The 19,230-nt window shown below is 37.4% G+C and carries 21 protein-coding genes and 1 other annotated feature; of the genes, 15 read left to right on the forward strand and 6 right to left on the reverse strand.

What is annotated here, in order from left to right; translation table 11 throughout:
• Window positions 1–440: 440 nt before the first annotated feature.
• From MKX96_RS06845 to MKX96_RS06855, 3 genes are all read right to left on the reverse strand, one after another.
• Window positions 441–1,013, reverse strand: coding sequence for an aminodeoxychorismate/anthranilate synthase component II (locus MKX96_RS06845; RefSeq protein ID WP_340882962.1), 573 nt, complete (start codon window positions 1,011–1,013; stop codon window positions 441–443).
• Window positions 1,010–2,398, reverse strand: coding sequence for an anthranilate synthase component I (gene trpE / locus MKX96_RS06850; RefSeq protein ID WP_340882963.1), 1,389 nt, complete (start codon window positions 2,396–2,398; stop codon window positions 1,010–1,012). The genes MKX96_RS06845 and trpE overlap by 4 nt, the downstream gene beginning before the upstream one ends.
• Window positions 2,399–2,462: 64 nt before the next feature.
• Window positions 2,463–2,688, reverse strand: a binding site (T-box leader).
• 69 nt (window positions 2,689–2,757) lie between these two features.
• On the reverse strand, window positions 2,758–4,017 hold the full coding sequence (locus tag MKX96_RS06855) for a BaiN/RdsA family NAD(P)/FAD-dependent oxidoreductase (protein WP_340882964.1): 1,260 nt from the start codon (window positions 4,015–4,017) through the stop codon (window positions 2,758–2,760).
• 104 nt (window positions 4,018–4,121) lie between these two features.
• Between MKX96_RS06855 and MKX96_RS06860 the strand changes: the two genes are divergently transcribed.
• Window positions 4,122–5,747 carry a putative polysaccharide biosynthesis protein gene (locus MKX96_RS06860; protein ID WP_340882965.1) on the forward strand — a complete coding sequence of 542 codons (1,626 nt, stop codon included), beginning with the start codon at window positions 4,122–4,124 and terminating at the stop codon, window positions 5,745–5,747.
• Window positions 5,748–6,449, forward strand: coding sequence for a pseudouridine synthase (locus MKX96_RS06865; protein WP_340882966.1), 702 nt, complete (start codon window positions 5,748–5,750; stop codon window positions 6,447–6,449).
• Window positions 6,450–6,499: 50 nt separating this feature from the next.
• On the opposite strand, the gene MKX96_RS06870 is transcribed toward MKX96_RS06865, so the two are convergent.
• Complete coding sequence (locus MKX96_RS06870; RefSeq protein ID WP_169360007.1) at window positions 6,500–6,721, reverse strand: DeoR family transcriptional regulator; 222 nt, start codon at window positions 6,719–6,721, stop codon at window positions 6,500–6,502.
• 432 nt (window positions 6,722–7,153) lie between these two features.
• Between MKX96_RS06870 and pepV the strand changes: the two genes are divergently transcribed.
• The 9 genes from pepV to MKX96_RS06915 all read left to right on the forward strand — a co-directional run bounded on the left by pepV (window position 7,154) and on the right by MKX96_RS06915 (window position 15,126).
• Window positions 7,154–8,545, forward strand: a complete 1,392-nt coding sequence (gene pepV, locus MKX96_RS06875; protein ID WP_340882967.1) for a dipeptidase PepV — start codon at window positions 7,154–7,156, stop codon at window positions 8,543–8,545.
• A gap of 17 nt (window positions 8,546–8,562) precedes the next feature.
• Window positions 8,563–9,414, forward strand: coding sequence for a D-amino-acid transaminase (dat, locus tag MKX96_RS06880; protein WP_340882968.1), 852 nt, complete (start codon window positions 8,563–8,565; stop codon window positions 9,412–9,414).
• Window positions 9,411–9,944, forward strand: coding sequence for an RNA 2',3'-cyclic phosphodiesterase (thpR, locus tag MKX96_RS06885; RefSeq protein WP_340882969.1), 534 nt, complete (start codon window positions 9,411–9,413; stop codon window positions 9,942–9,944). Before dat ends, thpR begins: the two co-directional genes overlap by 4 nt.
• 15 nt (window positions 9,945–9,959) lie before the next feature.
• Window positions 9,960–10,940 carry a nuclease-related domain-containing protein gene (locus MKX96_RS06890; protein ID WP_340882970.1) on the forward strand — a complete coding sequence of 327 codons (981 nt, stop codon included), beginning with the start codon at window positions 9,960–9,962 and terminating at the stop codon, window positions 10,938–10,940.
• On the forward strand, window positions 10,933–11,871 hold the full coding sequence (locus MKX96_RS06895) for a diacylglycerol/lipid kinase family protein (protein ID WP_340882971.1): 939 nt from the start codon (window positions 10,933–10,935) through the stop codon (window positions 11,869–11,871). The genes MKX96_RS06890 and MKX96_RS06895 overlap by 8 nt, the downstream gene beginning before the upstream one ends.
• A gap of 4 nt (window positions 11,872–11,875) precedes the next feature.
• The gene (trmB, locus tag MKX96_RS06900; RefSeq protein WP_340882972.1) at window positions 11,876–12,526 is read left to right on the forward strand and encodes a tRNA (guanosine(46)-N7)-methyltransferase TrmB; all 651 of its coding nucleotides are present in this window, start codon (window positions 11,876–11,878) and stop codon (window positions 12,524–12,526) included.
• Window positions 12,527–12,557: 31 nt separating this feature from the next.
• A complete protein-coding gene (locus MKX96_RS06905) occupies window positions 12,558–13,406 on the forward strand; it encodes a YtnP family quorum-quenching lactonase (RefSeq protein WP_340882973.1) in 849 nt (282 codons plus the stop codon).
• Between the two features lie 144 nt (window positions 13,407–13,550).
• Window positions 13,551–14,492: an alpha/beta fold hydrolase gene (locus tag MKX96_RS06910; RefSeq protein WP_340882974.1), complete on the forward strand. Its 942-nt coding sequence runs from the start codon at window positions 13,551–13,553 to the stop codon at window positions 14,490–14,492.
• A complete protein-coding gene (locus tag MKX96_RS06915) occupies window positions 14,476–15,126 on the forward strand; it encodes an HAD family hydrolase (RefSeq protein WP_340882975.1) in 651 nt (216 codons plus the stop codon). The genes MKX96_RS06910 and MKX96_RS06915 overlap by 17 nt, the downstream gene beginning before the upstream one ends.
• A 644-nt stretch (window positions 15,127–15,770) precedes the next feature.
• Here MKX96_RS06915 and MKX96_RS06920 read toward each other — a convergent pair.
• A complete protein-coding gene (locus MKX96_RS06920) occupies window positions 15,771–15,935 on the reverse strand; it encodes a hypothetical protein (RefSeq protein ID WP_169360016.1) in 165 nt (54 codons plus the stop codon).
• A gap of 70 nt (window positions 15,936–16,005) precedes the next feature.
• Entirely contained in the window at window positions 16,006–16,320 is a 315-nt protein-coding gene (locus tag MKX96_RS06925) for a hypothetical protein (protein ID WP_340882976.1), read from the reverse strand.
• A gap of 170 nt (window positions 16,321–16,490) precedes the next feature.
• On the opposite strand from MKX96_RS06925, the gene MKX96_RS06930 reads away from it, so the two are divergent.
• From MKX96_RS06930 to MKX96_RS06945, 4 genes are all read left to right on the forward strand, one after another.
• Window positions 16,491–17,564, forward strand: coding sequence for a M42 family metallopeptidase (locus MKX96_RS06930; RefSeq protein ID WP_340882977.1), 1,074 nt, complete (start codon window positions 16,491–16,493; stop codon window positions 17,562–17,564).
• A 77-nt stretch (window positions 17,565–17,641) separates the two neighbouring features.
• Window positions 17,642–18,190 carry a DUF84 family protein gene (locus tag MKX96_RS06935; protein ID WP_340882978.1) on the forward strand — a complete coding sequence of 183 codons (549 nt, stop codon included), beginning with the start codon at window positions 17,642–17,644 and terminating at the stop codon, window positions 18,188–18,190.
• 93 nt (window positions 18,191–18,283) lie between these two features.
• Window positions 18,284–18,796 (forward strand): hypothetical protein, encoded by a 513-nt coding sequence (locus MKX96_RS06940; protein ID WP_240949727.1) that lies wholly within the window; start codon window positions 18,284–18,286, stop codon window positions 18,794–18,796.
• Between the two features lie 10 nt (window positions 18,797–18,806).
• Window positions 18,807–19,118, forward strand: coding sequence for a thioredoxin family protein (locus MKX96_RS06945; RefSeq protein WP_169360019.1), 312 nt, complete (start codon window positions 18,807–18,809; stop codon window positions 19,116–19,118).
• Window positions 19,119–19,230: the final 112 nt, after the last annotated feature.

Genomic DNA, 19,230 nt, shown 5'->3' on the forward strand with positions numbered 1-19,230 from the left:
AGGTTATTGATTGTAGCGAAAGGCGGCGACTCCAGCGGGAGGAGGGAGACAGATAAGACGTCACAACCACGCGCGTAAGCGATGGGTGATGGCTTATCGCTCCCCTGCGGAAAGCGTCCGCCGAAAGCGAAAATCAATTCTACTTTCTTTTTATAAAAGTATTTACTATTCATAGCATCTATTAATTGTTCGTGTTCTTCCTCAATATGAAATTATTCATGCTTTCTAATTAAGAGGACATTACATTACAGCACCTGCTGATCGCTAACCCCATGGAAAGCGTCCGCTTAGAACGTGAGTCTGTCTTATCTTGTTGTAACTACTTAAGAAATCAGGAAGTGCCTTCTTCATTTCGAAACATGAATTTCAATGAAAGTAACCCAACAACATGAACAATAATAATACCAATCGCAGCTACCATGAAACTCTCCTTTCAACGGTTAATTTAACGTATCTATAAAACCTTTCATCAGCAGAGTCCCTTGCTCAGTTCCGATAGACTCTGGATGAAATTGAAATCCATACAGAGGGTAGTCACTGTGTTTAATAGCCATTATTTCCAGGTCGTCCTCAGCTCTAGCCAGTACCTCAAAGCAATCTTGTAAGCTGTTCTCTTCAATTACTAGGGAGTGATAACGCATGACGGAGATAGGGCCATCAAACACGGAAAATAAGTCATTTTGTTTATGCGAAATAGTGGAGGTTTTACCGTGCATAATTGTTTTAGCCTGCACTATATTTGCTCCAAATGCAGCCCCAATAGATTGGTGACCTAGACAGATTCCAAGGATAGGATACTTCTTATATAATGCTTGAATCACTTCAATAGAAACACCTGCATCTAATGGATTACCTGGACCAGGAGAGATGACAATTGCTTCTGGGTGAAGCTCCTCTATATCTAAAATGGTAATAGTGTCGTTTCTGACAACCATAACATCTTTTCCAAGCATTCCTAATTGTTGATAAAGGTTGTACGTGAAAGAATCATAATTATCTATTAGAAGGATCATCGAATCACCTCCAACAGTGCTTTTGCTTTGTTTAAGGTTTCCTCATATTCATTTTCAGGAACGGAATCATATACTATTCCTGCACCTGCCTGAACATGAGCTAACTGGTCTTTTACAATCATTGTTCGGATGGCCAAGGCGAGGTCCATATCTCCTGTAACGGAAATATAACCAACTGCTCCTGCATATACTCCGCGCTTTATAGATTCTAATTCGTTTATAATTTGCATGGCACGGATTTTGGGAGCTCCTGAAACGGTACCAGCTGGTAAACAAGCAGCTAAAACGTCTAATGCATGAGTGTCTTTTCTTAAACGACCAGTTACTTCTGAAACTATATGCATGACGTACTTGTACAATTCAATCTGCATATACTTGTTTACTTGGACCGTACCAATTTCTGATATTTTACCTATATCATTTCTTCCCAAGTCAACAAGCATCCGATGCTCTGCTACTTCCTTTTCGTCTAACAATAAACTAGCAGCATTTTGCTGATCTTCTTCGGGAGATTTCCCACGAGGCTTTGTACCAGCAATAGGGTTTGTCGTGACATATCCATTCTTTACTTTTACAAGACTCTCGGGAGAGGTGCCGAAAACGACGTACTTTCCGAAATCCATATAAAACATGTAAGGTGACGGATTAGAAGTTCTAAGCTGTCGATAAAGAGAGAAAGGATTCCCAGTGAAAGGGGAGCTAAAACGCTGGGAAATCACTACTTGAAATATATCGCCTTGTACAATATGTTGCTTAGCTTTCTCTACCATTTCTTTAAAGTCTTCTTTTTGAATCGAAGGCTTAAAAGAAAGCTTCTGTGCTAACTCTTCCTCATGGTGGGAAGCACTTGCTTGAAGATCCTCATATATTTCATTAATCGAATCCAACATATTTTTTGAAGTGCGACCGTTCTGGAACAAATCGATTGCTGCGATAGTTATGGTTTGTTTCAAATGATCGTAAACAAGAAAGGTATCATAAAACAAAGCATGTATATCAGGCATATTTAAATCATCGGGGAGATACTCTCCAATCTGTTCACTGTAAAATGCTGTTTCATAACCAAAGTAACCTAGCATTCCACCAAAAAAAGAGAAGGGGTATTGCTCCTTGTGTTCAGGGAGAATGGTTTTTAGTTTTTCTAAAATACCATGTCCTGTGTGTTCCTTTCTTTGTTCATCTGTAAAGACATAGTGATACTGGTTGCCTATTATTTCTGCAACTGGATTAAGTACGATAAACGAATACCGACCGCTCTCCTCATGCTTAGCAGAGGATTCAAATAGCATTTTCTTTTTTCCTGTTAGTGCATGGTAAATGGAGATGGGAGTCATCATATCTCCTTGGACTTCTTTCATTTCATAGCTTCTCGTCTCAACTGTCATTTCTACACTCTCCTCTTTCTCAGCTCGGCTCAATTATAAAAGAATACAAAAAGGCTCTCTATCCTAAAAGGACGGAGAGCCGTGGTGCCACCTTCATTGATTACTATTGTAATCCACTTGTTTGCAGCGATTAGCTGCTAGTCCTATAACGTAGACAAACGCCAAGGCCTACTGCCATTTCGGCCTTGGAACTCAGAAGCCCATTCATCATATGCTTTGCACTGACTTGCACCAATCGTCAGCTCTCTATGGCGTCACATATGATTACTACTCTTCGTCATCGCTCATTAAAGACCATTGTATTATAAATAGTTTAAAAATTCAATGCATTCTTATAAAAGAATCCAAATTTTATCCAATTAATTCAGAAGGCTTTTTGCAGCACTCATCCCGGCTAGCTTTCCCGTAACAAGGGCAGAGGTGATATTGTAGCCACCAGTGTATCCATGTATGTCTAATATTTCTCCACAGAAATATAATCCTTCTTTTTTCTTAGACGCCATCGTTTTTGGCTCAATTTCCTTGATGGAAACTCCACCGCCTGTAACAAAAGCTTTCTCTAGTGGCTGGGTGCCGTGAACCTTAACGATAAATTGTTTAAAAAGGTGGGCAAGAGATCTTATCTTCTCGTGAGAAAGATTTTGACCATCCTCACTTTCTTGAATTTTCGCTTGCTCTAACAAAAACAATAGCCATCTTTCAGGAACTAATCCTTTCCAGACGTTTTTAACTGCTTTTTTGGGCTCTTCTTTAATTGAAGACAGAAGCGTTTGGAATGTTTCTTCCTCGTTCAAGTGGGGAAGGCTATCAATTCTAACAGAAACCGGGCCGCCATTTTTCTTTATTTCCTTTACAACAAATTGGCTGCAACGTAGAATAGCAGGTCCGCTTAAGCCGAAATGTGTAAAGAGCATATCCATTTGATGGGTAATGATTACTTTTCCTTTTTTATTTAGAACAGAAACTGCCACATCTCTTAAGGCTAATCCTTGAAGCTCCTTAGATTTGATGAATGTCTCGCTAGATAACAGAGGTACCTCGGTTGGATATAAATCAGTTACCGTATGACCAGCCTTCTCTGCCCACGGGTAGCCATCTCCTGTAGAGCCGGTTTGAGGAACAGCTTTACCGCCAACAGCCACTACTACTGCTCCAGCAGTAATTTCTTCGCCTGTTGCCAATCGAATTCCGATTATCTTTTCTTCGTTCATTAATAATTTAGCAACGGGAGCGTTTAGCTTAATATCTACCTTCAATCTTTTTAATTCGTCCAGAAGGGCATTCACAACGTCCATTGCCTTGTTAGAGACCGGGAACATTCTACCATGGTCTTCCTCTTTTAATGGAACACCTAAATTCTCAAAGAAAGCGATAATATCCTCATTATTAAAAACGGAAAACGGGGAAAATAAAAAACGACCGTTTCCGGGAATGTTCTTTACAATTTCCTCCTGAGGAAGCCTATTTGTAACGTTGCATCGTCCTCCGCCAGATATTGCTAATTTCTTTCCTAGCTTGTTGCCTTTTTCGATCAATAAAACCTTTTTGTTCTCAGCACCTGCTGCTGCAGCGGCCATAAGTCCTGAGGGACCCCCACCAATTATAATTACGTCATACATAGTATATTCACACTTTCACTTTTTTCTTTATTATACATGATTGTAGTTTTGATGAGACAGTTGTAAACTGTAATATAGACATTTTAAAGGATTGGACGGGTTAGATGGCATCGAATTTACTAAAAGGGACAATGATTTTAACGGTTGGTCTCTTATTATCCAGGATTTTAGGAGTTCTTTATGTAATTCCTTTTTATCAGATAATCGGCGAAGAGTACATTGCCCTTTATCAATACGCTTATACTCCCTATTCAATCATGCTAGCAATAGCAGTTTCAGGGGTGCCGGTTGCGGTTTCCAAGTTTGTATCTAAATACAATGCATTAGGGGACTATGCGACAGGTAGGAAGCTAATGAAATCCAGCATGCTCTTAATGAGTATCACTGGATTGTTAGGGTTCATCATTCTTTTCTTTTTAGCAGATCCAATCGCTCATATGATTATTGAGGATGATGAAGCAGCTTTTTCTGTGAGTGATGTAGCTACTGTGATTAAGTATGTCAGCTTTGCAGTAATAGTTGTTCCACTTATGAGTTTGATAAGAGGTTTCTTCCAAGGTTATCAGCACATGACACCTACTGCGATTTCTCAGCTGTGGGAACAAGTTGTTCGTATTATGTTTGTGTTAGCTGGGGGATTTTTTGTAGTATACATATTGAAGGGTACAGAAAAGACAGCTGTTTCCTTTGCAGTATTTGCAGCCTTCCTTGGTGCATTGGCGAGCATGGTTGTTCTATATTGGTATTGGAAGAAGCTGAAGCCCGAATTTAATGTAATGATGAATGATTCTGGTAAAACGAGCTCGGATGTTTCTCTTAGAAATATTTACAAGGAAATCTTAGTTTATACGGTTCCATTTGCTCTAGTTGGGGTTATTAACCCGCTTTTCCAATTCATCGATATGATCACCTTTAATAGCGCTATGTCTATTATCGGTATAAGTGGGGATATTTCCAACATTTTATTAGGGATGCTGAATTTTTCTGCACATAAATTGGTCATGATTCCCGTGATGTTGGCTACCGGATTTAGCATGGCTTTAATACCTTATATTACGAGCTATTATGCAAAGCGAGATTTTGTTCAAGTGAGAAAATCGCTCGATCAATCATTTCAAATATTATTATTTCTTACCGTTCCAGCAGCTATGGGAATTGCTGTGTTATCAGGGGAGTTTTATCACTTATTTTATGAACAGAGTGAAACCGGTTCAACGGTGTTAGCACACTATGCACCGGTAGCCATTTTATTTGCCTTGTATCCAGTGACGACTGCAATTCTACAAGGTATTGATCGTCAAAAGCTTATCATTTTAAATCTTTTATTAGGTATTTTGACAAAGCTGTTGTTAAACACACCTTTCATCAAAGCATTTGAAACCGATGGTGCAATTATGGCGACTGCATGTGGTTATTTAGTAGCTATAGGATTGAACTTGTTTGCGATTCGAAAAACGTTGCATTATAAGTCTACTATGGTAGCAAGAAGAATTCTTCTCATCCTCATCATCAATGCTGTTATGCTTGTACTTGTGTATGTTGTAAAGTCAGGGTTACAAAACCTATTTGTAATTGATAGTAAAATGGAGGCGCTGCTAGTTATTATAGTTTGTGCTGGTGTGGGAGCAGCCTTTTATGGCTATGTGACGCTTCGTCTTGGATTAGCTCAGAAATTACTAGGTGAGAAAGTTACACGTATTGCGAAAAAATTAGGCTTTAAGGAGAAATAAATGCGATTAGATAAATTTCTATCTCATATGGGATACGGTACAAGAAGTGAAGTAAAAGTTCTTATTAAATCAAAGGCAATTGAAGTAAACGATGTAGTTGCTAAAAATGGATCTAATCACGTCAATGAATTAGAGGATAAAGTAACAGTTTATGGAGAGAAAGTGGAATATAGAGAGTTTATCTACTTAATGATGAACAAGCCACCAGGAGTAGTTTCTGCAACGGAGGATTCTAGAGATCAAACTGTAATTGACCTATTGAATGATGATGTTAAGCATTTTGAGCCGTATCCTGTCGGAAGACTTGATAAGGATACGGTTGGACTGCTGCTTATAACTAATGATGGAGCGCTAACACATCGTTTGTTGTCTCCTAAGAAGGATGTCCCTAAAGTATATTATGCGAAAGTAGCAGGTAGAGTAACAGAAGAAGATATAGTGGCATTCAAAGAAGGAGTCATTTTTGATGATGGGTATCACACGAAGCCAGGCTACCTGACTATTTTAAAGAGTGACCAAATTTCTGAAATTGAGTTAACCATCACAGAAGGTAAATTCCATCAAGTGAAAAGAATGTTCCAGGCAGTAGATAAGGAAGTCGTATATTTAAAACGGTTGTCTATGGGGGCTTTGAAGCTAGATGAGTCATTGGAAGAAGGATCCTACAGAGAGCTGACGGAAGATGAATTATTAAGTCTATAACAAAAGAATGACCATGCCTAGGCGTGGTCATTCTTTTTCATATGGTGTATCTAAGATGTCATTTTAACTCGTTTGTTCGTCGTGGTCCATTTGCCTCTTGTTGGGCTAATGATTAAATCATTAAACGCAAGTACATTCAAATCTCTCTGAATAGTTCGAGGAGTGATGCCAAATTCATCGACCAGATCTTGTGTAGTAACAGTTCCGTTGTTTCGGATGAACATATACATATCTTTGATTCGAGTGAGCATCCGATCAGTAGTAGGTTTCAAAAATAACCACTCCTTCATCTTGATATCTCGTGGCAAGACTAGCGGACGACTTGGGCGAAAAGCAACAGTGGTATTGCAAATGACAGCCCCTTTACAATTTTGGTAGTCAGAATTATATTGTCTGACAATTTTATTATAGTAGAATTGCAAAGAAATTTCTATAAAAATTACTGATTATTTACAAAAAAATACATGAAATTTATATGAAACTAGTAGAAAAAGCCGTTATAACTGAATTTTCTACATAACAAAATAGAATTATATTGATAAATGAATAACCACAAATAGGTGGAGTATTGAATGCTTCTATTGGTTAATGAGAACAAATGATGTATTAACTAAACAGCAGTCAAAAAAACCTTCTTTTTACTGTGTGTTTGAATAAAATAAGTGTAAAATAAGAAATATGCAATAGTACATAGGAGGATTACAATGAACTGGTTAGATATAGCAGAACAAAGAAAGACGGATATTATAAAAGAGCTACAAGCTTTAATTCAAATACCTAGTGTTTTAGATGAAAAAGAGGCTACAGAGCAAGCTCCCTTCGGTGTAAAACCACTAGAGGCACTTCAATATATGTTAAACGAAGGAGAAAAAGAAGGTTTTGTTACCAAAAATATAGACAATATGGCTGGTCACATTGAAATGGGCAGTGGCGAGGAATTGTTAGGGATACTTTGTCATGTGGATGTAGTACCTGAAGGGACGGGGTGGACTTACCCGCCATTTGAAGGTGTTGTTGCAAATGATCGCATTTACGGTCGAGGAGCAATTGATGATAAAGGTCCTACGATTGCGGCGTGGATGGCGATGAAGCTAGTAAAAGAATCTGGGATTGAGCTTTCGAAACGTGTAAGGCTGATCATAGGTTCAGACGAAGAAAGTGGATTTAGATGTGTGACTCGTTATTTTGAGAAAGAAGAGATGCCTGACCTAGGCTTTGCTCCGGATGCGGACTTTCCGATTATCAATGCAGAAAAAGGAATTGCTAATTTAATCTTTTCTCAGACAGGTTCTTCTGAGACCGAAACGATCCAATTTTTCCAGGCCGGTAAGCGTACAAATATGGTTCCAGATGAAGCATTCGCTTATATTTTTGGTGGGGTTCATTCGATTAAAGAAAAATTTAATAACTTTGCAAGTGAACACGGAATTACTGGCGAAGTCCTTCCAGAAGGCCCAGTTGTTAAGGTGCTAGTTCGTGGTAAATCAGCTCATGCAATGGAGCCAGACCATGGAGTAAATGCTGGAATCCTCCTTGCTAAATTTTTGTTATCATTGCCTTTAACCACACATTCTAAAGCATTCTGTGAGTTCCTTGTTATGGCTTTCGGTGAAGAAAGCAGAGGTCATGCAATAGGCTTAAACTATGCAGATGAAGTGTCTGGTGAAACTACATTAAATGCAGGAGTTATTCATTATGCACCTGCCCAAGGCTCTTGTACTCAAGTAAGTCTACGTTATTCAGTTAGCTATCCACTTGAGGAAAAACTAAGTGCTTGTAGAGAAAAGTTACAAAATACAGGTATAACACTTGATTTAGGCTCTAACTCTACGCCACATTATGTCGATAAAGAGGATATACTGATTCAAACCCTTCAAAAGGTATATGAGCGTCAAACAGGGGAAAAGGCAGAACTATTATCTATCGGCGGTGGAACATACGCACGAGTTCTAAAAAAAGGCGTTGCGTTTGGAATGCTGTTCCCAGGCAGACCAGATATAGCCCATCAGGTGGATGAGTATGTGGACATCGAGGATTTGATAAAAGCTACTGCTATTTATGCAGATGCAATAGTGGAGCTTGCTGGTAAAAAATAAGGAGAGGATGAATTATTATGACAAAAATTTTGTGGAACGACCAAATCGTAGAAGAGAATGAAGTGAAAATTGGGTTCGAAGATCGAGGCTATCAGTTTGGCGATGGTATTTATGAAGTTATTAAAATTTATAACGGAGATTTATTTACAGCGACTGAACATATTGATCGTCTATACGCAAGTGCAGATAAAATTCAATTAGTCATTCCTTATACTAAAGACAAACTTCATCAAATGATACATGAGCTAATTGAAACGAATGAGCTTCAAAATGGTCAAATCTATTTACAAGTAACTCGTGGGGATAGCCCTCGTATTCATAACTTTCCTAATCCAGCAGTTAGCTCCGTCCTGACAGCTTACACGAAAGAAACAAAACGTCCACTTGCTCAGCTTGAAAGTGGGATTAAGGCTTGTTTTGTAGAGGATGTTCGTTGGTTAAGATGTGATATTAAATCATTAAACCTACTTGGCAATGTACTAGCTAAACAGGAAGCTGTTACAAAAGATTGCTTTGAAGCTATTTTACATCGTGGAGATACGGTAACAGAGGGCTCTTCCTCTAACATGTACGGCATTAAAGATGGTGTTTTGTATACACATCCAGTGAGCAACCTGATTTTAAATGGTATTACTAGAAAAGTGTTGTTAGATTGCTGTGAAGAGATTGGATTATCGGTAGTGGAAGAGGCGTTTACTAAAGAAGAAGCACTGAAAATGGATGAATTCATCATGTCCTCAACTAGTGCAGAGGTTATGCCAGTTATCTCAATCGATGGGAATGTTATTGGAAACGGAAAACCTGGAGAGTTAACAAGAAAGCTTCAGAAAGCCTTTGAACAAAAAATTCCTACGACTTTAAATGTATGAGCAACCATTATTTCATAGGTATTAAAGTTCCCGAGGCAATAGGAAAGTCTATTATAGAGGCTAGAAAGGCAACCAATATGCATGAAACACATAAAACGTTGCCTCTTCTCGAGGACCTTCATATTACGCTTGCATACTTAGCTGCAGTAGATGAATCTATATTAGCTGACTTAATCGAATCCTTGAAAGAGATAAAGTGGGAAGCATTTACTTTAACAACAGCGGGACTAGCTCATTTCGGGAGTGCTAAAACTCCTCGAGTAGTTTATGTCGCTGTCGATGAAAATGAGGAATTGCAAAGACTTCACCATGCAGTTGTACAAAAAGTTCTGGAGTATATAGAGTTAAACGTTTCAAAGGACTTCCATGCCCATATAACCGTTGCAAAAAAATGGAAGTCAACGGAGACCTGTATGTACGATTCGTTTAACCTGGAGAAACAGTCCTTTGAAGTTCGCGGTTTTATCATTTACAAAATAAATCCTGCAAGCACTCCACGTTACGAACAATTTGCCAGTATAAACGTGTGAGAGGGAGGTAATGGAATGGCTCAGTTAGTCAAATTACAGGATTATATATCCCGCTATCAAATTGATTTAAAGCGGTATCCTACTCAATTTGTTCGTTTAAAAAAACAACAATGGGAGCGAGTCAACGCTTCTTATGAAAGAGGAGCTCTAGATACATCGTGGATGGAGAAGGAGCAGGAGGATGATTTAGAGGTAGAGGAAAAAAAATCCTTTATCTCTAAATTGTTTTCACGAAACAAAGAAGAAATCTCTGCAGAGATATTGGATGAAAAAGAGGTAGAGGATCAAGAAGTTCCAGACGAATCTACTACTCTTTTTTTCGAACCTAATATTGTTTATAACCCGAGTTCTAAAGAAGAGCTACGACGAATGTATTTAGACCAATTATTTCATTTTCAATTAAAATGGGCTAGCTCTACTTTAATGGAAAAATCCTATGTAGATCCAAAGTTTATGAGAGATAGCTTGTTACGTCTTTTCACACTACAATTACCTGATAATTATTTTCTCTTTTATTACCCAATCCTTAAACTGAAAAAAGCCCCTGTGGAATTAGATATTATTATCGTTTTGCCTACTGAAATTATATGTATAGTCATGTTAGAAGGCAGAGACTTGGATGCATTTATCGGAAGTGGGGATCGTTTCTGGGTGAAGAAAAGTGGGAAGAGCGAAAGTAAGGTATTAAGTCCGATGATCAGTCTTAATAGAATGGAATCTATTCTCTTGCAGGTTTTTAAAAAGGAAGATATTGATTTGCCTATCCGAAAGGTAGTTCTATCCAGAAATGGTTACATCGATTATCCAGGCTCTGCCTATCAGACTCAATTAGTAGATACAAGAATCTTTCCTGCATGGTTTCAAGCTTTAAAATCGTCCCCATCTCCGATGAAGCATATGCAGTTTAAGGCAGCGCAGGCATTACTTAATCTGGTTCAGACAACCTCCTATTCTAGAGCAAGCTGGGAGCTGGAAAGCGAGATAGAAAATGAATGATGTACTAATTGTTGTTAATGAAATAGCGGGTCAGGGGAGAGCTAAAAAGCTTTGGGAGTCATGGCAAGACCATCTCCCTTTCGCTTTTACGCTTCTTAAAACTGAATATAGTGGGCATGCAACCGATATAGCGAAAAAATATGCAGAAGCTAGCCAAGACCCTCTTCTTATTATTGCAATCGGTGGAGACGGTACCGCGCACGAAATCCTCTCAGGTACTATAGGGTATAATCATGTTCGAGTTGGAGTTATTTCTGCTGGAAGTGGAAATGATTTTGCTCGGGCTTTTTTTGTGTTTCAAACACTCGAGCAGCTAACAAAATATGTTTTAGAATATCAGACGGCACAACAGATGGACATCGGTGTTTTAAACACTAATTCAGATACGTTTCATTTCATAAATAATGCGGGCTTTGGCTTTGATGCACATGTTGTGTACGCAGCCAATCAATCTAAATGGAAAAAGTGGTTAAATAGACTAGGATTAGGTAAATTAGTGTACATTCTGTATCTTGTGAAAGAGTTATTTAAGTTTAAAAAATTCTCTTTCTCTTTACTAAATCAAGGAGATACGATAAAGTTTGAAGATGTTTGGTTTATTACTGTGTGTAATCAACCCTATTTTGGAGGAGGCATGAAAATCTCTCCTTCCTCTATACCAAACGATTCATTAATCGAACTAACCGTAGTACATCATTTGAAGCGAACTAAGCTATTATTTATATTTGGCACAGTGTTTTATGGTAAACACACTGCTTATAAAGAAGTAAAACAAATTCAAGCAAGCGAGTTTGCCATTCAAATGAATGATCAAGTGTATGGGCACGTTGACGGAGAATTTTCCTGCATGACGATTCCTGGCAACATCTATACATTTAGAGTAGAGCATAATGCATGGAAATTAGCAAAACCACCAAGTAAAAGGAGTTAAGGTAATGAGATTAAGAAACAAACCTTGGGCTGAGGATTTTATAAATTCTCATCCAGAAATAGTTATTCCAAATCCGGAAGAGCAAAAAGGAAAATGGAATTTAGTGTTCGATAACGAAAATCCACTTCATATAGAAGTAGGAACTGGTAAAGGCCAATTTGTAACTGGAATGGCAAAACAAAATCCCGATATCAATTATATAGGAATCGAGCTCTATGACAGTGTCATTGTCTCTGCATTAGAAAATGCAATAGAAGCTCAGCCTTTACCAAATTTGCGTCTATTAAAAGTTAACGGTGCGGACTTAGCAAAATATTTTCAAAAAAATGATGTCCACCGCGTCTATTTAAACTTCTCTGATCCATGGCCAAAAATTAGACATGCAAAGCGACGTTTAACTCATGAAGGCTTTTTAAAACTTTATGAATCTATTTTAGTAGACAATGCAGAGATTCATTTCAAAACAGACAATAGAGGTCTATTCGAATATTCTCTAACAAGCATGTCAGCCTATGGAATGCTGTTAACGTATGTATCGCTTGATTTACATGCGAATATGCCAGAAGATAATATTATGACTGAATATGAAGAGAAATTCTCAGCAAAAGGTCAACCAATCTATCGTCTAGAGTCTAGATTTATTAGCCAAAAATAAAAGATCAATACTATTCAAAGGGGATGAAAGTATGGATACGTATAAGTTTCACGAGATGACATTAATTTGGTTAAAAGGTGGCACGACACATATGGACGGGGGAGCCATGTTTGGAGTAGTGCCTAAACCTTTATGGGAAAAGAAATACCCGGTCAATGAAAAAAATCAAATTGAACTTCCTTCAGATCCAATATTGATTCAACATAAAGGGAAGAACATTTTGCTAGAAGCGGGCCTAGGATTTGGAAAGTTCTCAGACAAGCAAATCAGAAATTATGGCATTACAGATGAGTCAGTGGTAGATGACAATCTGGTCGAGCTAGGTCTACTTGCAGAGGATATCGACATCATTTTAATGACTCATTTACATTTCGATCATGCTTGTGGACTAACTAAATGGGTAAATGGAGAATTAGTTTCCAGTTTTCCGAATGCTTCCATCTATGTTTCAGAGGTAGAGTGGAATGAAATGAAGAACCCAAATGTCCGTTCAAGCAATACATATTGGAAGGAAAACTGGGAGCCCATTCAATCACAGGTCATTACATTCAAGGATTCTATTAAGCTTTTAGAAGATATTGAGATGATTCATACTGGGGGTCATAGTGATGGTCATAGTATTGTGCTATTAAAACAAAAGGATGAAACAATCATCCATATGGCAGACCTTATGCCAACACATGCACATCAAAATCCGTTATGGGTATTGGCTTACGATGACTACCCAATGACCTCTGTATTTGCTAAGCAAAAATGGGTCCACGAAGCATTACAAAACAATTATTGGTTCAGCTTCTACCATGATGCCTATCACCGTATGATTAAATGGTCAACGGATGGCAAGGAAATTGTAGAAAAATTAGAGAGAACGCATTCTTAAAAATACACCAGCTATAAATGTCTATTGGCATTTATAGCTGGTTTTTTTATATAAAAATGGTGTGAAGAGTAGTTTTTAGCAACTTGGAGCAGGGGTTTGGCTAAACATATAGAAGTAAGTAACAATTGACGAAAAAATGGTGAGGTGAGAGTTATTAGGAGATGTTTAAGTTTAAGCCATCAGAAAATTGAAGTCATCATTAAAGGGGAAACAGGTAGCCCAATACTAATCGTTTCTGGGATGGCATCCTCATTCGATGAGTGGTATGAGTTAACAGAAGCACTAAGTAAATCAAATCGTGTCATTATGTTTCATAGACCAGGACTTGGAAAAAGTGAATTGTGTGGAAGAGAGCGCAATACACAAAAGGTGGTAAATGAAATGGTGGAGATTATTCACAAACTTCATATCACTGAACCTGTCACCTTGGTTGGACATTCTTACGGGGGATTATGTGTTCAGCATTTTATGAAGCAGTATCCTGAAAAGATTCGAGGGGTAGTCTTAGTGGATTCTACTTCTGTCGATTTTGCTGTATTGGATGACTTAAATTTACCTGTTATGAATGAAGACTCTACAGATGATGCTTGGCTTCAAAAGTGTTTATCTTATAGCACTATGAAAACAAATGAAATCAAGTCATTAATTGAACCAATCATTCTGACTAAAAAAGAACTTAGCTTTCCTCCAGAAATACAAAAAAGGTTATTGAAATTTCCATTAAACCCAACTCTTTATAAGGCGATGTATTTGGAAATTAGCAACTGGAAGCATGACGCTCAAGTAATTAAAAATATGGAGGTCTGTCCAGACCTACCTTTAATAGTAATTGGCAGAGACAAAGAACATTGTGTATCGATAGGGATACGGGAAGGATTACCGGAAACAGAGATAACTTTGTTAGAAGATAAGTGGGAGCAACTGATTAAGGAACAAATTTATTTGACTAAAAAGAGTAGTTTGATTTTTGCTAAAGGTTCTACTCACTCCGTTCATTTAGATCGACCAGATATTATAATAAATTCTGTTGAAAAGATAGAAGCGGAGATTAGAAGTAAAGGGAGAAAAAATGAGCAAACTAAGTAGGGATGCAAAAGTAATTTTCCTTGATGCAGGCGGAGTCCTATTTGATACCTTTGTAAAAGGGGAGCAAAGAATTATTAATTTACTATTGGAAAGAGGATATACACGTTCTGAAGTTGTAGCTGCCATACATATTGCTAATGAAACTGAAAAGCAATTTATCACTACTTGGGAGGAAGAGAAACAATATTATGAGCGTTATTATGGGGCCATTGCTAAGTATTTGAAAAATAAAGAAGTGGCCAAAGAATTATTTCTATTTACTCATTACGCAGTAAACTGTGAATTGTTCGTAGAGGTTAAACAGGTATTAGAGAATTTAAGTAAAAATTATAGATTAGCTGTTATATCTAATGCAATGCCAAGTATGGACTTGGTTTTTGATCGTTTAGAAATACGTTGCTATTTTGAAGCTATTATTTTATCTTCCTCCGTTCAGTTAGAGAAACCAAATGTAGCTATTTATGAACTTGCGTTAAAGAAGCTATCAGTTTGTAAAGAGGAGAGTGTTTTTATTGACGATAAAAAAGAAAATATATACGGATCCGAGCAAGCTGGTATAAAAGGTCTCTATCTTGATAGAAACAAACAAGATTTAGAAATGTTATTAAAGGAGTATCAAATTTGGTTTTTTTAAACAGTAAAACGATGCAAAAAGTATGAAAAAAAGATTGGGAGTAGTTTTTATAAAAAAACACCCCCAAACTCTTAAAAAAAATATTAATTTTCTACAACTGTTTTTTCAGGAAATAGTTTTCCAAACAAAGAAACGGCAGAGAGAGTCAAACCAATTATAATGAACCCGGTGATTAAGTTCGTTGTGTTTAAACCATAATGAGCAAATGCTGATGAAAAAATGTAACTGATCACAAAACTCAGAAGGACTACAAAAATTATACTTGTACTTTTACCCATTTTGATAAATTCACCTCGCTTTCTAATTAGGGATACGTTAGGAAGAAAGGAATGTATCAATTATTTAGGTAATAATGCTCGTGAGCACCCCACAACACTTTCTAATTAGCGCAACACTTCACTCATTACCCGCAACACTTTGGAGTAAAAGTGCAACACTTTTCGTATGTGCAACACTACATGTAATTAGCGCAACACTTGAAGCAATAATCGCAACACTTAGCCAAATTAGCGCAACACTTCACTCATTACCCGCAACACTTTGGAGCAAAGGCGCAACATTTTCCCAATTCCCACAACACTTAGCCCCATATACGCAACACTTTCACAAATAAAAAAAGGTGAGTTATAAAACTCACCTTTGCATTATTTATTCGATTCTTTTGTAATATGCTTTGTCACCTTATTTTTAGAGACTTCGGCAAAGTCTATCCCGAGTTCTGTATCAGGGTTAACTGTAGGGTTTTTGTATAGCTCCTGGCTATTATGTGTTCTTTTATTCATGGTTTTTTTGTTGTTCTTACTACTCATGAAACATCACCTCCTACGGATAATTTACACCTAATAAGAGGTTTTATGCTTTATAACTAAAAGGACATGATTAAAGCTTTGCTATGTCTACTACAGAACCAGTTTTAGAGTCAGCTGCAAATTCAAATTGCTCTAGCTCTCCATTTTTAATTCTAGAAATTCCGCCCTTATACACTTCAAAACGGATTGCTTCTTTTTGGAACGGCTCTGGACTCATATAAATCCATGAACCATCGATTGGACCTTCTTCTTTAAAGGAGTTCTTTATATTATTAAGCACTAGATCTGCTGGTTTGTTTGGATTTATTTTAGTGGCAGCCTGACTTGCAACAATACCTAATACAACTCCTGTACCTAATCCCATCATATAGTCTCTTAATTTCATTCTAATTCCTCCCTTGTGTTTATTTTAGTTTATCATATAAATGGAATTCGTAAAATTTTTCGTATGTCGAAATTTATTAGTAGTAAACCCTTCAATCTTTTATTACAATAGAGAGGGAATGTATTTAAAGAGTGAATATTAACTTTACGAGGCTTTAGGAGGCTTTAATAATGAATGAAGAAACACGCGCGTTATTTAAAACGTTAACTGAGTTACCAGGAGCGCCAGGAAATGAGCATGCGGTTCGTGCCTTTATGCGAAGTGAACTGACTAAATATTCAGATGAAATTGTACAGGATAATTTAGGTGGGATATTCGGGTTAAAAAAAGGTGACGAAAATGGACCGAAGATTTTAGTTGCTGGACACATGGACGAGGTAGGGTTTATGGTTTCCGGTATTACGGATAACGGTATGATTCGTTTTCAGCCACTGGGAGGCTGGTGGAACCAAGTTTTACTTGCTCAACGTGTAGAAATCATTGCGTATAACCAAGCAATTCCAGGAGTAATAGGCTCCATTCCACCTCATTTGTTGAGTGATGAAGTTCGTAATAGACCAATGGATATTAAAAATATGCTAATTGATGTGGGTGCAGATGATAAAGAGGATGTTAAGCGTATGGGCATCAAGCCTGGCGATCAAATTGTTCCTGTTTGCCCCTTCACTCCAATGGCAAATGATAAGAAAATAATGGCGAAGGCTTGGGACAACCGTTATGGATGTGGTCTGGCAATCGAATTATTAAAAGAAGTTCAAAATGAACAATTACCGAACATGCTATACTCCGGTGCAAACGTAATGGAAGAGGTTGGGCTTCGCGGTGCACAAGCTTCAACAAATATGATTAAGCCAGATCTATTCTTTGCTTTAGACGCTAGTCCAGCTAATGATGCTTCTGGCAATAAAAATGAGTTTGGTCAGTTAGGGAAAGGTACACTTCTACGTATTTTTGACCGATCTATGATTACTCATCGTGGTATGAGAGAATTTGTATTAGATATGGCTGAAACGAATAACATACCTTATCAGTACTTTATCTCCCAAGGTGGTACAGACGCAGGACGTGTTCATACGTCACTAGAAGGCGTTCCGAGCGCAGTTATTGGTATTTGTTCACGTTATATTCATACATCATCATCTATCATTCATACTGATGACTACGCTGCAGCGAGAGAATTAATCGTGAAGCTAGTTAAGGCGTGTGACCGCACTACTCTAGAAACGATTAAAGCAAATGTATAAAAAAATGCCCTCGTGGCATTTTTTTTTTAGAGTTATGGCTAAGACAGTTTCTGTTTTAAAGAAGGAGAAATGAAACGATGCATAAAATACTGATTGCAACTAATAATAGAGCTAAAACTAAAGCAGTAGAAACAGTAGGGAGATTATATTATCCCAATGCTATTTTTATAAATCAGGACGTGCCCTCTTTAGTGTCCGACCAACCAATGAGTAATGAGGAGACTAGACAAGGTGCTATCAACCGAGCCAAACATGCAATGGAGATTTTAGATGGAACATTCAGTATTGGATTAGAGGGCGGAGTACAAGAAATCGATGGAACTATGTACATTTGCAACTGGGGAGCACTAGCAATGAAAACAGGGGAAGTGTTTACTGCTACTGGAGCTGGTGTACCATTACCCGATGAAATTGCAGAGCAGCTGAGAGCTGGAGGGGAACTAGGTCCTATAATGGACGCCTATACCAACAAACAGGGGATTCGTCACAACGAAGGAGCTATTGGCGTATTTACTAATGGTATAATAAAAAGAAATGATATGTTTGAGCACATAATGTTATTACTTATAGGTCAATATGAACTCTTTTTAAAGCTTAAGCATGATAAAATAGATTTATATGAATGAAATCCTATCTAGAACAATAAGCTATACTAGTTGCAAGTAAATTAAATCATCGATAAAATATATAGCAGTTATGCTTTGAATGGAGGAACGAAATTGACGAGAAAATGGATGCGAGGAATTCTCGCGTCACTAGTTGTCATTTTATGTGCAGGCTGTGCATCTTTAGATGAACAAGCTGTTAAAGGCCTAGAAAAAGCAGAGAAGGCTTTTACGGAGGATGCTGAAGATCCTAACAAAGAAGTAAATGACATTAAACTATTTTTACCAAGTGGATATTCTGTTGAAGAAGATTCTGATGAAACTAATATTCTACTATCAAAAGGAAAAGACTCTTATATCTTGTTTATAAACCCAAATGAATTGTCTACGAGTAAATTGTATTACGACTTAATGATGTCTAATAAGAATATAAATATAATTAAGGAAGAGACCTTTGAAGCGGACAATCGTTTTGGTTATGCAGCAATTCTGAAGAATAGTGAAGATAGATATGAGTTAGTATCCAGTATAGGCGGAACTAAGTTAACAACGATTTCGAAAGAGAAAGACGTATCAGATAATCTAGAACAGATGATGACGATTGTAAGATCTATTCAAACGAAGTAGGAGGGGTAACATGGAAAATCTAAATTCTATAGAACAATTTAAACAATTGAGAGACAATGAAAGAGTTGTATTTAAATTTACCGCTGACTGGTGTCCTGATTGTCATTTTATTGATCCTTTTATGGGGGAAATAGAAGAACAATTTTCTGAATTTCAATTTATTTCAGTTGATCGGGACAAGTTTATAGATTTATGCGTGGAGTTAGATATTCTAGGTATTCCGAGCTTTGTCGCCTATGACCGTGGTAAAGAGGTAGGTCGTTTTGTAAGCAAGGATCGCAAAACAAGAGAAGAAATTGAATCATTTCTTCAATCTATTTAATAGAAAACGGTTCACATTTGTGAACCGTTTTTACATTTTGTAAATAGGAGTAGTACTTAGTACATAATAGTTGTTTTTATATGCTTCCCAAAGATAGAATGCACATAGGTAG

The sequence above is a fragment of the Psychrobacillus sp. FSL W7-1493 genome (assembly GCF_038004905.1).
Lineage (GTDB): Bacteria > Bacillota > Bacilli > Bacillales_A > Planococcaceae > Psychrobacillus.